General features: G+C 63.1%; 13 protein-coding genes. 8 read left to right on the top strand and 5 right to left on the bottom strand.

The features are described 5' to 3' along the window. Positions 1-33 precede the first annotated feature (33 nt). The 4 genes from A3A9_RS0121860 to speB all read right to left on the bottom strand — a co-directional run bounded on the left by A3A9_RS0121860 (position 34) and on the right by speB (position 3,288). Complete coding sequence (locus A3A9_RS0121860) at positions 34-681, bottom strand: amino acid ABC transporter permease (RefSeq protein WP_027060684.1); 648 nt, start codon at positions 679-681, stop codon at positions 34-36. Then, complete coding sequence (locus A3A9_RS0121865; RefSeq protein ID WP_027060685.1) at positions 678-1,334, bottom strand: amino acid ABC transporter permease; 657 nt, start codon at positions 1,332-1,334, stop codon at positions 678-680. The genes A3A9_RS0121860 and A3A9_RS0121865 overlap by 4 nt, the downstream gene beginning before the upstream one ends. A 5-nt stretch (positions 1,335-1,339) precedes the next feature. Next, positions 1,340-2,146, bottom strand: coding sequence for a transporter substrate-binding domain-containing protein (locus A3A9_RS0121870; RefSeq protein ID WP_027060686.1), 807 nt, complete (start codon positions 2,144-2,146; stop codon positions 1,340-1,342). Positions 2,147-2,226: 80 nt separating this feature from the next. Beyond that, positions 2,227-3,288: an agmatinase gene (gene speB, locus A3A9_RS0121875; RefSeq protein WP_027060687.1), complete on the bottom strand. Its 1,062-nt coding sequence runs from the start codon at positions 3,286-3,288 to the stop codon at positions 2,227-2,229. Positions 3,289-3,500: 212 nt separating this feature from the next. Between speB and gcvA the strand changes: the two genes are divergently transcribed. The 8 genes from gcvA to A3A9_RS0121915 all read left to right on the top strand — a co-directional run bounded on the left by gcvA (position 3,501) and on the right by A3A9_RS0121915 (position 12,443). After that, positions 3,501-4,475, top strand: coding sequence for a transcriptional regulator GcvA (gcvA, locus tag A3A9_RS0121880; protein WP_027060688.1), 975 nt, complete (start codon positions 3,501-3,503; stop codon positions 4,473-4,475). Between the two features lie 116 nt (positions 4,476-4,591). Beyond that, the gene (pncB, locus tag A3A9_RS0121885; RefSeq protein WP_027060689.1) at positions 4,592-5,896 is read left to right on the top strand and encodes a nicotinate phosphoribosyltransferase; all 1,305 of its coding nucleotides are present in this window, start codon (positions 4,592-4,594) and stop codon (positions 5,894-5,896) included. A 171-nt stretch (positions 5,897-6,067) separates the two neighbouring features. Next, entirely contained in the window at positions 6,068-7,507 is a 1,440-nt protein-coding gene (locus tag A3A9_RS0121890; protein ID WP_027060690.1) for a hypothetical protein, read from the top strand. A 153-nt stretch (positions 7,508-7,660) separates the two neighbouring features. Beyond that, complete coding sequence (locus A3A9_RS0121895) at positions 7,661-8,965, top strand: ABC transporter substrate-binding protein (RefSeq protein ID WP_027060691.1); 1,305 nt, start codon at positions 7,661-7,663, stop codon at positions 8,963-8,965. A gap of 181 nt (positions 8,966-9,146) precedes the next feature. Then, positions 9,147-10,028 (top strand): branched-chain amino acid ABC transporter permease, encoded by an 882-nt coding sequence (locus A3A9_RS0121900; RefSeq protein ID WP_027060692.1) that lies wholly within the window; start codon positions 9,147-9,149, stop codon positions 10,026-10,028. Continuing rightward, positions 10,025-10,987: a branched-chain amino acid ABC transporter permease gene (locus A3A9_RS0121905; RefSeq protein WP_027060693.1), complete on the top strand. Its 963-nt coding sequence runs from the start codon at positions 10,025-10,027 to the stop codon at positions 10,985-10,987. The genes A3A9_RS0121900 and A3A9_RS0121905 overlap by 4 nt, the downstream gene beginning before the upstream one ends. Continuing rightward, positions 10,984-11,709, top strand: coding sequence for an ABC transporter ATP-binding protein (locus A3A9_RS0121910; RefSeq protein WP_027060694.1), 726 nt, complete (start codon positions 10,984-10,986; stop codon positions 11,707-11,709). The genes A3A9_RS0121905 and A3A9_RS0121910 overlap by 4 nt, the downstream gene beginning before the upstream one ends. Next, positions 11,706-12,443, top strand: coding sequence for an ABC transporter ATP-binding protein (locus tag A3A9_RS0121915; protein WP_027060695.1), 738 nt, complete (start codon positions 11,706-11,708; stop codon positions 12,441-12,443). Before A3A9_RS0121910 ends, A3A9_RS0121915 begins: the two co-directional genes overlap by 4 nt. 3 nt (positions 12,444-12,446) lie before the next feature. Here A3A9_RS0121915 and A3A9_RS0121920 read toward each other — a convergent pair whose 3' ends face one another. After that, positions 12,447-13,814: a sodium:proton antiporter gene (locus A3A9_RS0121920; protein ID WP_343286137.1), complete on the bottom strand. Its 1,368-nt coding sequence runs from the start codon at positions 13,812-13,814 to the stop codon at positions 12,447-12,449. Positions 13,815-13,972 lie beyond the last annotated feature (158 nt).

Below are 13,972 nucleotides of genomic sequence, written 5' to 3' on the forward strand. Positions count from 1 at the left end.
ATGCCAGCCAACCACAAATCACGGTTGCGTGGCTTAACGGGTAGCCGCCCGCTTCTCGAGCGAACGGGCATATTGCGTCAGCGGGAAGCACATGGCGAAGAAGATCAATGCCACCAGCCCATAGACCTTGAACGGTTCGAAGGTGGCGTTGTTGATGGCGTTGGAGGTGCGCACCAGTTCCTCGAAGCCGATGATCGAGGTCAGCGCCGTCGACTTGATGAGCTGCACGAGGAAGCCGACCGTCGGCGCGCGGGTGATCGAGAACGCCTGCGGCAGGATGATCAGCCTGAGCTCCTGCAGATAGTGCAGGCCGAGGCTGGCGCCTGCATCCCATTGGCCCAACGGCAGGGCATCGACGCCGGAGCGCCAGATCTCGGCGAGGTAGGCGCTGGCGAAGAAGGTGAGGCCGAGCACCGCGGCGGTCCACGGTTCGATGCGCAGGCCGAGCATCGGCAGGCCGAAGAACATCAGGAAGAGCTGCATCAGCAGCGGCGTTCCCTGGAACAGGGCGATGTAGCCGGAGGCAATACGCCGGCTCCATTTATTCTTGGATATCCTGAAGAAAAGAACCGCCATTCCGACGGCCGCGCCGCCGACGAAGGCGGCCAGTGAAAGCAGCACCGTCCAGCGGGCGGCGAGCAGAAGGTTGCGAACGATGTCCCAAAGCGTGAACTCGATCATGACACGCCGGCTCCGAGCGCGCGGCGCCCGCCGGTGACCAGAAGCCGGCGCAAGGCCATCGACAAAGCGAGATAGACCAGCGTCACGACGAAATAGGTCTCGAAGGACCGGAAAGTGCGCGCCTGCAGCATGTCGGCCTCATAGGTCAGCTCGCGCACCGCGATCTGCGACACCACGGCCGATTCCAACATCATGATGACGATCTGGCTGGTCAGCGCCGGATAGATGATCTTGAGCGCCTGCGGCAGCACGATCTTGATGAACACCTGACGTGGCCGCAGCCCAAGTGCCAGGGCTGCTTCCGTCTGCCCTGGTGGCACCGCGTCCAGCCCGGCGCCGACGATCTCGATCGTATAGGCCGCCATGTTGAGCGTCATCGCCAGCATGGCGGCCAGGATCGGATCGAGCCTGACGCCGAGGCTGGGCAGGCCGAAGAAGATGAAGAACAGCTGCACCAGGAACGGCGTGTTGCGCATCACCTCGACATACCAGGCGATGGCCCGCTTGAGCAGCGCGGGACCGTTTCGCCGTCCGGCGGCACCGAGGATGCTGAGCAGCGTCCCCGCCAGCGTGGTCACGGCGATCAGCAGGATCGTCGTGGCCGCGCCGTGTGCGATGTCGCCCACAGCACCTGGAAGCCAGCCAAAGGTCACGGAACTCAATCCTTGAGGTTGTCGGGGTTGAGCGGCGTCTTCAGCCAGGCTTTCGAGCTTTCGTCCAGCTTGCCGTCAGCCAGCATCTTGGCGATGGCGTCGTTGACCGCCTTCTTCAGGGCGTCCTCGTTCTTGTTGAGACCGATATGCGAGGGCGAGGTCAGAAGCTGGAACTTCTGCTCCGGCTTCAGCGCATCCTGCTTGGCCAGCACCTGGGCGCCGACATCGTTGCCGACGACCATCAGCTGGGTCTGGCCGGAGATGAAGGCCTGGATCACCGAATTGTAATTGTCGAAACGCTTGATGTCGGCCGAGGCGGGCGCGGCCTCGGTGAGCGAAGTGTCCTCGAGCGTGCCGCGATTGACGGCGATCGACTTGTCGGCAAGGTCTTCCTTGCCTTTCACCATCATTGCGGCGGGACCAATCACCGCGATGTAATAGGGCGCGTAGGGGGCTGCGAAGTCGATGACCTGTTCGCGCTCCTTCGAATAGCCGACGCTCATCAGGATGTCGACGCGATGGTCGTTCAGATAGGGAATGCGGTTCTGTCCGGTGACGGCGACCGTGTTGAGTTTCACCTTGAGCGTGTCGGCGATGTACTGGGCGACATCCATGTCATAGCCCTTGAGGCTCATATCGGCGCTGGCCGACGAGAAGGGCGGGAAGTCGGCGAAGACGCCGACATTGATGGTGCCGGCCTTGGTAATGTCAGCCAGCGCGTCGGCGTTGGCTGCCTGGATGGCGAGGCCGAGACCTGCGGCGCCTAGCACCAGGGCGGCGATGGATGATTTGAGTGTCGAGTGGATCGTCATGTTATTCCCCTTCTGGAAGCTTTTGATTGTTGGGACGGCCGCCAGTTCCAGTGCAGCGACCGCCTTTTGCTTTCTGAACATCAGGCGCCCTTGCTTGTGATCGCCGGGCTGAACACCATCAGGCTCAGTATCTCGAACAGCACCTGCGCGGCGGCATGGGCCGTGTTGGTGGTGGCGTCATATTGCGGCGCCACCTCGACGACGTCGCCGCCGACAATGTTGAGGCCCTTAAGGCCGCGCAGCAGTTCGAGCACTTCGCGCGTCGTCAGGCCGCCGACTTCCGGTGTGCCGGTGCCCGGAGCAAAGGCCGGGTCGACGCTGTCTATGTCGAAGGAGATGTAGGTGGGGCCATCGCCAACGATCTTGCGCGCCTTCTCGATGATGGCGGGAATGCCGAGACCGGTCACCTCCTCGGCATGGACCACGGTCATCCCGGACTCGTAGGTGAACTCCCAAAGGTATTCGGCCGAGCCGCGAATGCCTATCTGGATGGTGCGCGTCGGGTCGAGCACGCCGTCGAGCACCGCGTTGCGGAACGGCCCGCCATGGTGGAACTTGGTCATGTCGAACAGGCCGCTGGTGTCGCAATGGGCGTCGATGTGGATCAGGCCGACCGGCGCCTTCTTGCCGACAGCCTTCAGGATCGGATGGCTAATCGAATGATCACCGCCGACCGACAGCGGAATGACGCCGGCATCGACGATCTGGTTGGTGCGGCGCTCGATATCCTCATGGCTGATCTCGAGCCGGTAGCGGCTGCGGAACGGAGTGTCGCCGATGTCGGCCACGCGAAGCTCATGTGTCGGCGCGCATTCCAGCACGTGATTGTAGGGGCCGATGCGCTCGATTGCGCGCAGCGCCCTTGGTCCAAAGCGCGAGCCCGGCCGGTTGGTGACGCCGAGGTCCATCGGCACGCCGATGATGGCCACCTGCAAATCGCCGAAATCCGGATTTTCGGCCGCGATTTCGCGGTAGGGCGCGGCGAGGAAGGTCGGAATGCCGGCATAGGGTGCCAGCCTGGTGCCGCTCTTGGAAAAGATCTTGTCGGCGACCTTGCGGAATTTTGGGTCGAACATTTCGCCGCCATGGCTCTCGCCATATTTGCGACGCAACGCGTCGAGCTTGCCGCGATCGTAACCCATATCCGTTCCTCCTGGGCTGATGCAGTGCGACCGTCGGCGACCTCGAGCGAATTGACCGTCGTCCGGCCGGGTCGCTTGTCCCGCTGGCTGCCTGCAGATTTCACGTCTTGATATTTGTTCCGAGCCGAAGTGTCCGGCAGCCGCATTGAAAAATCAATTGATATTGTTAGGGTGTTTTCTGTGAGAAAATCTCACAAAGAAGTCGAGCACTCATGGCCAAGCGCCTGCCACCCCTGAATCCACTGCGCGCCTTCGAGGCAACGGCGCGCCATGGTTCGCTGACGAAGGCGGCCGGTGAATTGAATGTCACACATGGCGCCATCAGTCACCAGATCAAGGCGCTGGAGCAGTCGCTCGGCGTCAAGCTGTTCGAACGTGTCGGCCAGCGGGTCAAACTCACACCGCATGGTGCCGAGCTTTTGCCGGCGGTGTCGACCGCCTTCGACGGCATCGCTGCCGCCACGCAGCGGCTGACGCGGCCGGCAAGCAGCGGCGCTCTGTCGGTGTCCTGCGTGCCGGCATTGCTGCTTTTGTGGATGACGCCGAGGCTCGGCAGCTTTACCGCGCAGTATCCCGACATCCAGCTGACGCTCATTCCCTCCAACGATCCCAGGGATATCCGCGCGCCGCATATCGATGTCTGCGTGCACTATGGCAATGGCAGCTGGGCCGATTGCTGGATGCGCAAATGGTCGGGCCTCGAACTGTTTCCCGTGGTCAGCCCGACCTTGATCAACAACCGGCCGATCCGCAGCGTCAGGGATCTTGCCGACCATGTCTTCCTGCATGGCGATGACGGCCGCGAATGGCACACCTGGCTGGCGACCGCCGATGCACTGGATCTCGAGCGCGGCCGCCGCCATTATCTGGGTGACGCACGCATGGCGACCGAGGCCGCCGTGCACGGCCATGGCGTGGCGCTCGGCGATTCCGTGACCGCAAGCGCGCTGCTGGCCAGAGGCATGCTGGTCGCGCCATTCAGCCTGTCGGTGCCCGCGGTCGATGAATTCTACATCGTCTGCCGCAACGAAATGCGGACCACACCCATCGTGCAGGTGTTCATCGACTGGCTGTTTGCCGAGAAGGCCGGGGATGACGGCCGCGCCGACGCTCCGGTTGCGGGCCGTATCATCAGCCGCCGCAAGCGTCCTCAGCTCAAGGTCATCGGCGCCAAGGCGGCTTCTTGACGCTGGACTGGAGTGGTTCCTTTTTGTCGGGCCAGCCCGCAAAGCGGGAGGCGCTTTCAAAAATTCAATGCTAAGAGGCATTTGCGGGGAGCGAGCAGCGAAGGCGGCATCGAGATATGGCAAAGACCGATATTGCGCGGCGCGTCTACAACCACACCTGGAAGCTCGACCCGATCGTGCGCAGCCTGCTCGACACGGATTTCTACAAGCTTTTGATGCTGCAGATGATCTGGGGCATGTATCCCAAGGTCGAAACCACCTTCTCGCTGATCAACCGCACCACTTCAGTGCATCTGGCCGACGAGATCGACGAAGGCGAATTGCGCGAGCAGCTCGACCATGCCCGTACGCTGCGCTTCTCCAAGAAGGAGATGATCTGGCTGGGCGGCAACAATTTCTATGGCCGCAAGCAGATCTTCGAGCCGGAATTTCTCGCCTGGCTGGAAGGCTTCCGGTTGCCCGACTACGAGTTGTCGAAGCGCGACGGCCAGTACGAACTGACCTTCAGCGGGCCGTGGATGTACACCACGCTGTGGGAGATTCCCGCGCTTGCCATCATCAACGAATTGCGCTCACGCGCCGCCATGCGGGCCTTCGGCCCGTTCGCGCTCGATGTGCTCTATGCCCGCGCCAAAGCCAAGATGTGGGCCAAGACCGAGCGGCTAAAGGCGCTGCCCGGCATACGCATTTCCGACTTCGGCACCCGCCGGCGCCACTCCTTCCTGTGGCAGCGCTGGTGCGTCGAGTCGCTCAAGGAAGGCATCGGCGAGGCTTTTACCGGCACCTCCAATGTGCTGTTGGCCATGGATAACGACCTCGAAGCGCTCGGCACAAATGCGCACGAACTGCCGATGGTGTTCGCGGCACTGGCCAACTCCGAGAAGGAGCTGAAGCAGTCGCCCTACAAGGTGCTGCAGGACTGGCAGCGCTACTATGGCGGCAACCTCTTGATCGTGCTGCCCGATGCCTTCGGCACGGCGTCCTTCCTGCGCGACGCGCCGGACTGGGTCGCCGACTGGACCGGCTTCCGCCCGGACAGCGCGCCGCCGATCGAAGGTGGCGAAAAAATCATCGACTGGTGGCGTGAGAAGGGCAAGGACCCCCGGCAGAAGCTGCTGATCTTCTCCGACGGGCTCGAGGTCGAAACGATTGAGGAGACCTACCGGCACTTCAAAGGCAAGGTGCGCATGTCGTTCGGCTGGGGCACCAACCTGACCAATGATTTCGAAGGCTGCGCGCCGATCGAGACCAACAGCCTCGACGCCATATCGCTGGTCTGCAAGGTCACCGAGGCCAATGGCAGGCCGGCGGTGAAGCTGTCCGACAATCCCGCCAAGGCGACGGGGGATGACAAAGAGATCGAGCGCTACATCAGGATTTTCGGCCAGAAGGATCGCGTGGAGCAGCTGGTCAAGGTGTAAGGGGTGGCGGGGCTCTTGGATAGGCTGAGTTCCTTGGCGCCCCCCTCTGTCCTGCCGGACATCTCCCCCTCAAGGGGGGAGATTGGCAGTTTCTCTGCCGGCGTTTCTCTTGCAACAACAGAGATTGGCGAAGGCGAAGATGACAGCATGATCTCCCCCCTTGAGGGGGAGATGTCCGGCAGGGCGGAGGGGGGCGCCGTAGAGCGCTGTCGTCGGCTGTTGGCAGTATTATCTGCGGCGTTGTTGTTCGCCTCACCTACCCCCGCCTTCGCCCACGCCTCCGACCGTGGCCATGTCCTGCTTCTGCCGACCGGCTATTATCTCATCGGCGGCGCTTTCGCCGTGGCCGTCAGCTTCCTCGTGCTGGCGCTGTTGCCGGCGGCTTCCCTCGATCGCTTCTGGCATCGGCGCATGATGCTTTTCTCCCTCGGCGACAAAGCCCGCACCGCCATCAGCCTGATCTCCTTTGCCGGCTTTGCAATCCTTGTCGCTGCCGGCCTTTTTGGCAGCCGCGACCCCCTTTCCAACCCGTTGCCTTTGGTGATCTGGACACTGCTGTGGGCCGGCCTCACGCTGCTGCAAGGCGTCTTCGGAGGCCTCTGGTCCTGGCTCAACCCGTGGTACGGGCCGTGGCGCCTCGTCACGCGGCTGTTCAGCGCAGGCGACGAAGGAGCGCGGCGCCTCCCCGGATGGATCGGCTGCTGGCCGGCCGTCATCCTGTTTTTCGCCTTTGCCTGGTTCGAGCTGATCGATCCGGCGCCCGACGATCCGGCACGACTGGCGTTCGCCGCCGGCCTCTACTGGCTGCTTACTTTCCTCGCCATGCTGGTGTTCGGCTATCCCCAGTGGAGCCGCAGCGGCGAATTCCTGACGGTCTTCTTCTCGATGGTGGCGCGTTTCGCGCCGGTCGAACGTGAAGAGCAGGGCCGGCTTTGCCTCTGCTGGCCGGGCGCCAAGCTGCTGGTGGCGGAACCATTGCCGCCCAGTGGCATCGCCTTTCTCCTATTGGCCCTGTCGTCGGTGTCATTCGACGGCCTGTCCAAAACTTTCTTCTGGCTTGGCCTGTTCGGCATCAATCCGCTCGAATTCCCGGGCCGCACCGCAGTGATCGGTAGCGGCACGTTCGGGCTCGTTCTGACATTCGTCCTGCTGGCGGCGGTGTTCCTTGTCGCCGTCTGGCTTGGCCAGCGCCTGGCCGGCAGCGATCAGCCGCTCGCCCGGGCAGCCGGCCTTCTGGTGTGGTCGATCGTGCCGATCGCGCTCGCTTACCATGTCGCGCACTATCTGACGGCGCTGCTGGTCGACGGCCAATATGCGCTGGCCTCTCTGTCCGACCCGTTCGCGCTGGGCTGGAACCTGTTCGGCACCGCCGACATGCAGGTCGAGGCCGGCATCGTCGCCGGCGCGGAGTCTGCCTGGTGGCTGTGGAACATCCAGGCCGGCGCCATCATCCTTGGTCACGTACTCGCCGTCCTCGTCGCCCACGGCTTTGCCTGGCGCCTGCATCTGCAGCCTGCCCGCGCCGCGCTTAGCCAGTTTCCACTCACGCTGCTGATGATCGCCTATACGGTGTTCGGCCTCTGGCTGCTTGCCACACCGACGGTCGGCTGAGAAACGGCGGCCCCAATGTCGTTGCGGAAAGCTCGCTTGCCACATCAAGGCTTTGATGATTAGTTTGTACACATGCAATTTTTTTGCCTCCTCTGAGCGAGGAGGCCGATGCCGCCTTATCGTTGGTCAAGACTGAAAAACAGGGGAACGAACATGGCTGACAAGAACGGATTTTTCGACCTCTCCAAGACTGCCTTCACCCGCCGCACGGCGCTGAAGGGCCTTGCCGCCGGCGCCGGCCTTGCTGTCGCGCCCGGTTTCGTCCGCTACTCCCAGGCGCAGAGTTCTGCGCCGATCAAGATCGGCTTCCAGTCGCACCGCACCGGCATTGGTGCTGCCTATGGCCGCTGGTACGAGAAGACCACGGCCGCCGCGATCAAGGCGATCAATGCCGCCGGCGGCATCAATGGCCGTCAGGTCGAGGTCATCATCGAGGATGACGGCACCGATCCCGGCCGAGGTGCGGAAGTGGTCGGCAAGTTCGCCACTCAGCACAAGACCGACATCGTCTTCGGCACGCTGTTCTCGCATGTCGTCATCGGCTCGGCGCCCGCCGCCGGCGAAAACAAGATGCCCTATTTCGTCGTCAGTGAAGGCCACCACGTCGCCTCGACCAAGCTCAACCGCTACGTCTTCCAGCCCGGCATCACCGATGTGAAGAGCCAGATCCAGTCGATGGCGCCGTGGATCGCGGCCAATGCCGGCAAGAAGGTGACGCAGATCTTCCCCGATTTCGCCTTCGGCTACGACCACCGCGACTACCTGCCGCCGGCGCTGAAGGCGCAGGGCGCCGAGGTCATCGCCCAGATCGCCATCCCGCCGACGGAATCGTCCTTCACCAAATATTTTCCGCAGATCCCGCCCGAGACCGAAGTGATCTACCACGTCATGGTCGGCCCGGCGGTGCTCACCTTCGTCAAGGAACTCGGCGAGTTCTACGGCTCCAACCGGCCGCAGCTGTTCGGCTTCATCGATTCGCTCGAGGCCACCGACATCAACAGCCCCGGCCTGGAATTTTTGGACGGCAGCCATTTCTGGGAAGGTTCGCCACGCTACGCGCAACCTGATGACAGCGAGGCACAGAAGGCCTATCGCACCGCGGTCGGCATCGACGACAATGGCGCCGCCGTCGGCGACCCCAAGGACGTCTCCACCGCCGCGCACATGTTCGGCTGCTGGGAGACGCTCTATGTCGTCAAGAAGGCGATGGAAGATGCCGGCTACAAGGGACCGGAAGACCGCGCCAAGCTCGTCGAGGCGACCGAAGCGCTGACCGCCTTCGCCGAAGGACCTGAGCATCCGCAAGGCGCAAAAACCTTCAACGGCAAGATCCACCAATGCTTTGGCATCCAGAACATCTCCAAAGTCGAAGGCGGCAAGCTGAAGGTGGTGCACAAGACCAAAATCGAGGACGGGCTTTACGAGGCCGAAGGGGATTATACGACGCAGGCGCTGTGAGCCTAGCTCTAGCAGCGTGAGCGCCAAGGCACCCCCCTCTGTCCTGCCGGACCCGGCCCTCCGCTGTCGCTCCGGGCGTTCGTCGTTCGGAAAGCCAAGCAATTGGCTTTCCGTCCGCTGCGCGGACCATTCCTCACCCCCCTCAAGGGGCGCGTTGGCGCTATCACCGGGTGTCTAGCCCATGCACTTCGGACCCCATCTTCTCCTCGCCGCCCTCGAAGGCCTCGTCACCTCGGCCGTGCTGGCGCTGACGGCACTTGGGCTGTCGCTGGTGTTCGGCGTGATGCGCGTCGTCAATGTCGCGCATGGTGAGTTCTTCATGCTGGGCGCCGTGCTCGCCTGGGCGATCACAACAGCAATCGGCGGCCATCCGGCGCTCGGTTTCCTGGCGGCGCTGGTGATAGCGCCCTTGATCGTCGGCGCCATTGCGCTGGTCGCGGAACGACTGGTGCTGCGCCGGCTCAACTACAATCCGGAAGCCACCATCGTTGCCACGATCGGCATGCTCTACATCATCCAGCAGCTGGCGCTGACCTTCTATGGTCCGGAGGCGCGGCCCGTCGAGCCGCCATTCAGCTACCGCATCCTTTTGCCGTGGTTCGGCTATTCCGGCTACAAGCTGTCGATCATCGCGGCTTCCGCGCTCATCTTGATCGCGACCTGGCTGGTGCTGACGCGCACCAGGATCGGCCTCATTATGCGCGCCACCCAGTATGACAGCGAGACGGCGCAAGCCTTCGGCATCCCCGTCGGCCGCGTCTATGGCGGCGTCTTCGCGCTTGGCGCCATGCTGGCGGCGATCGCCGCGCTGCTGATCGTGCCGATCAGCCAGGCGCATTATCTGATGGGGCAGGATCCGCTACTCTTGTCCTTCATCGTCGTCATCATCGGCGGCCTTGGCTCCCTGCGCGGCACGGTCGTCGCCGCCGTGCTGATCGGCATGTCCGACGGCATCGTCTCAATGTTCTTCTCGCCGACGCTGGCCAAGATCATCGCTACGCTGCTGGTCGCCATGGTGCTGGTGTTCCGGCCTCAGGGCCTGTTCGGGACCGCATCGCGATGAGCGATGCTTCCCCGGTAAAGGCCTATGCCCTTCATCTCGGCGTCATTGCCCTGCTCTTCGTGCTGAGCTTCCTTTTGCCGGAGTATTATCACGGCCTGCTTTCCCGCATCATGGTACTGGCGGTCTTCGCCATTGGCTACAATATCCTGTTCGGCTATGTCGGCCTACTCAGCCTTGGCCATGCCATGTTCTTCGGTGCGGGGCTCTATGGCGCCGGCCTTGCCGTCATCCAGCTCGGCTGGGGCGTGCCGCTGGCCTTCGTCAGCGGGATTGCCTGCGGCGCCGTGCTGGCGCTGGTGATCGGTCTCCTGGCACTGCGCACCACGGGCGTCGCCTTCATGATCGTCACCATGATGTTCGCGCAGGTGTTTTCGCTGCTGATCCTCTACTTCGCGTCGTGGACCGGGGGCGACCAGGGCATGGTCGTGCCGCAGCCGGCGCGGGTTCTCACTTTCGGTGCGACATCGCTCGACCTGACCAACCCGACTGTGCGCTACATGAGCGCGCTGGCGTTGTTTTCAGTCGTTCTGCTGATCACGCTGGCCATTGTCCGTTCCCGATACGGCCGCGTACTGATCGCCATCCGCGAGAATGAGGAGCGGACGAAGATGCTGGGCTACGACACCTTCTCCAACAAGCTCATAGCCGTCGTCGTCTCCGGCACCATCTGTGCTGCCTCGGGGGCCGCCTATGCGCTGCTGTTCGGCTATGTCGGATCGAGCTTCGCTTCGGTGCAATATTCGATCCTGCCGCTGCTGTGGGTCCTGCTCGGGGGTGCCGCCACGACGCTCGGGCCGTTGATCGGCACGGTCTTCATGTATTATGTCATCGACATCACCAGCGGCTACACATCGGCCTATCTGCTGATCGTCGGCATCGCGCTCATCCTTTTGGTGCTGTTCTTTCCCAAGGGTGTTCTCGGCACCATCCGCCAGCGCTGGCTCGGATGGCTGCCATGATGCCGCTTTTGACCACCAAGGGCCTGTCGCGCAGTTTCGGCGGCCTGCGCGCCGTCGACAATGTCGACTTCACCTTGATGCCCGGAGAGATCCGCGCCGTTATCGGACCCAACGGGGCGGGGAAGACCACCTTCGTCAGCATGGTCAGCGGCCGCATCCAGCCCTCTTCGGGCGCGATCGTCTTCGACGGCGCCGACATCACCGGCCTGCCGGCCTATATCAGGGTGCGCCAGGGCATCGCATACACGTTCCAGATCACCAGTGTCTTCGCCAACCTCAGCGCCTACGACAATGTCGCGCTGCCGGTGCAACGCACGCTGAGCGATGGCCGTTCGAAGGGTGCGGTGCGTGCCGGCGTCATGTTGGCGCTCGAACGCACTGGCCTAGCCGACCGCGCCCATATGCCGGCCGGGCAATTGTCGTATGGCCACCAGCGCCTGCTGGAGGTGGCGATGGGCCTGGCGCTGAAGCCACGCCTTTTGATCCTCGACGAGCCGACGCAAGGGCTGGCCGACAGCGAGATCGACAATTTCATCGTTCTGGTGCGTGAGATCGCCACGGACGCCACGGTGCTGCTGATCGAACACAACATGCCTGTCGTCATGCAGCTTGCCGACCGCATCACCGTCTTCAACGCCGGCAAGATACTGGCCGAAGGCACGCCCGAGGCGATCCGCGAGAATGCGTCGGTGCAGGAAGCCTATCTGGGGACCGCCCCATGATTGAAACGGGCAAGGCGGCGACGAGCAACACGCAAGCCCTGACGATCTCGGGACTGGACTGCTTCTATGGGGAGGTCCAGGTGCTCTATCGCCTCGACCTCGTGCTGAACCAGGGCGAGGTGCTGTGCCTGTTCGGCCGCAACGGCGCCGGCAAGACGACAACGCTGAAGGCGATCATGGGCCTGGTTCCCTCAAGGGCCGGCTCGATCAAACTCGCCGGCCGGGAATTGACCGGCCTGCCGGCGCATGAGGTACCGAAGGCCGGCGTCGCCTATGTGCCGCAAGGAAGGCGGCTGTTTGCCGAGATGACGGTGGCGGAGAACATCGAGATCGGGCTGATGGCGCGCGGCAAGGGCAAGGCCGTGCGGGAAAACGTGCTCGACCTCTTCCCCTTGCTGCGCCAGCGGCTGCGGCAGCGCTCGGGCACCTTGTCGGGCGGCGAGCAGCAGATGCTGGCGATGGCGCGCGCGCTGTGCCTCGAACCGCAGGTGCTCTTGCTCGATGAGCCGACCGAAGGGCTGATGCCGTCGATGATCGCAAAAATCCGCGAGACGGTATCGACGTTGCGCGAACTCGGAGTGTCCACCATCCTGGTCGAGCAGCGCGTCGATGCGGTGCTGTCGGTCGCCGACCGGGTGTCGTTCATCGAGAACGGTCGCAACCGCGAGACCGTCGATGTCGAGCAATTGCGCGCCGATCCATCGGCGGTCAGGCGCTATGTCGGTGTCGGCTGAGGATCAACCGAAAAACAGAAAACCCGCGATCAAAAAGGTTGGGATCAGCACCAGCCCGGACCAGAGCATGTAGCCGAAGAAGCCCGGCATCCTGACGCCGCGATGCCTGGCGATGGCATAGACCATGAAGTTGGGTGCGTTGCCGATATAGGTGTTGGCGCCCATGAACACGGCGCCCGCAGAGATCGCGGCCAGCGTCGAGGCGAACTCGGTCATCAGATGATGGGCATCGCCGCCGGCGAGCTCGAAAAAAACAAGATAGGTTGGCGCGTTGTCGAGGAAGGACGACAACGCGCCGGTCAGCCAGAAATAGGCGAGGTCGTTGGGCTGGCCGGAGGGAGAACTGACAAGGGACACCAGCGGCGCCAAGGCCCCTTCATGGCTTGCCCGGAGTATGGCGATCACCGGGACGATGCAGATGAAGATGCCGGCGAACAATTTCGCCACCTCCGCGATCGGCCCCCAGGTGAAGCCGTTGGCTTCGCGGTGGCTCTTGTAGGAGAGCGGGAGCGACAGCAAGGCGAGAGCCAGGATGATGGCGTCGCGCACCAGGTTCTGCAGTTCGACATCGACCCCGAACACGGAAAAACTCACGCCCGGCTTCCAGACCGCCGACAGCAGGATCGCGCCGATGACGCCGACGAGCAGCGGAAGGTTGGCCAGGCCCCGCAGGCGAACCGTCGTATCCGGCGTCGGATCCTTGATTTTCGGCGCGCCGTTTTCGCGTCGGTGCAGGATGATGTCGATGACCAGGAACACCGCCAGCACGACGAGGCCGACGAACAGCGTTTCGCGATAGAGGTTGGCCGTGGTCCAGAAGAAATCGACGCCGCGCAGGAAACCGACGAACAGCGGCGGGTCGCCGAGCGGCGTCAGCGAACCGCCAATGTTGGAAACCAGGAAGATGAAGAAGATGACAACATGGGCGTTGAGCGGCCTGTTGTCGTTGGCGCGTAGGACCGGCCGGATCAGGATCATCGAGGCGCCGGTGGTGCCGATGACAGACGCAAGCAGCGCGCCGGCCAGCAACAGCCCGGCATTGACCAGCGGCGTGCCGTGGATGTTGCCGGCCACCAGGATGCCGCCCGAAATCGTGTAGAGCGCAAACAAAAGGATGATGAAGGACATGTATTCGGTGAGCAGCGCATGCAGCACCGCCTCGGTCGCCGAAGGAATACCGAAGGCCAGTGCCAGCGGTACGATCACCAGCGCAGCCCAGAACGCTGTGATCTTGCCGTAATGATGCTCCCAGATATGGTGGAATAGCAGCGGACCAGTGGCGATCGACAGCAGCAACCCTGCAAAGGGCAGTACCCACCACAGCGACATGGTGGTGCCGGGCAGATCGTGGTCTTCCGCTGCGAAAGCCATTCCGGGAAAGACGACCGCGAGAGCCGCGATGAGACGAATTGCGTATGGGAAAAGCCCCCTCATACGGCCGCTGCGCGGCCACCTTCTCCCCGTGGGGGAGAAGAGCCTGGTGCCAATGCCGGTGATCTCCTCTCCCCTCGGGGAGAGGTTGGATTGGC

This window comes from Mesorhizobium loti CJ3sym, from assembly GCF_000472785.1.
GTDB lineage: Bacteria > Pseudomonadota > Alphaproteobacteria > Rhizobiales > Rhizobiaceae > Mesorhizobium > Mesorhizobium loti_E.

What these genes read in the sequence shown, in the direction of transcription:
- A3A9_RS0121860 (WP_027060684.1), bottom strand. Translation starts at nt 681, where the DNA reads ATGATCGAGTTCACGCTTTGGGACATCGTTCGCAACCTTCTGCTCGCC.
- A3A9_RS0121870 (WP_027060686.1), bottom strand. Translation starts at nt 2,146, where the DNA reads ATGACGATCCACTCGACACTCAAATCATCCATCGCCGCCCTGGTGCTA.
- speB (WP_027060687.1), bottom strand. Translation starts at nt 3,288, where the DNA reads ATGGGTTACGATCGCGGCAAGCTCGACGCGTTGCGTCGCAAATATGGC.
- gcvA (WP_027060688.1), top strand. Translation starts at nt 3,501, where the DNA reads ATGGCCAAGCGCCTGCCACCCCTGAATCCACTGCGCGCCTTCGAGGCA.
- pncB (WP_027060689.1), top strand. Translation starts at nt 4,592, where the DNA reads ATGGCAAAGACCGATATTGCGCGGCGCGTCTACAACCACACCTGGAAG.
- A3A9_RS0121890 (WP_027060690.1), top strand. Translation starts at nt 6,068, where the DNA reads ATGTCCGGCAGGGCGGAGGGGGGCGCCGTAGAGCGCTGTCGTCGGCTG.
- A3A9_RS0121895 (WP_027060691.1), top strand. Translation starts at nt 7,661, where the DNA reads ATGGCTGACAAGAACGGATTTTTCGACCTCTCCAAGACTGCCTTCACC.
- A3A9_RS0121900 (WP_027060692.1), top strand. Translation starts at nt 9,147, where the DNA reads ATGCACTTCGGACCCCATCTTCTCCTCGCCGCCCTCGAAGGCCTCGTC.
- A3A9_RS0121905 (WP_027060693.1), top strand. Translation starts at nt 10,025, where the DNA reads ATGAGCGATGCTTCCCCGGTAAAGGCCTATGCCCTTCATCTCGGCGTC.
- A3A9_RS0121910 (WP_027060694.1), top strand. Translation starts at nt 10,984, where the DNA reads ATGATGCCGCTTTTGACCACCAAGGGCCTGTCGCGCAGTTTCGGCGGC.
- A3A9_RS0121915 (WP_027060695.1), top strand. Translation starts at nt 11,706, where the DNA reads ATGATTGAAACGGGCAAGGCGGCGACGAGCAACACGCAAGCCCTGACG.
- A3A9_RS0121920 (WP_343286137.1), bottom strand. Translation starts at nt 13,814, where the DNA reads ATGGCTTTCGCAGCGGAAGACCACGATCTGCCCGGCACCACCATGTCG.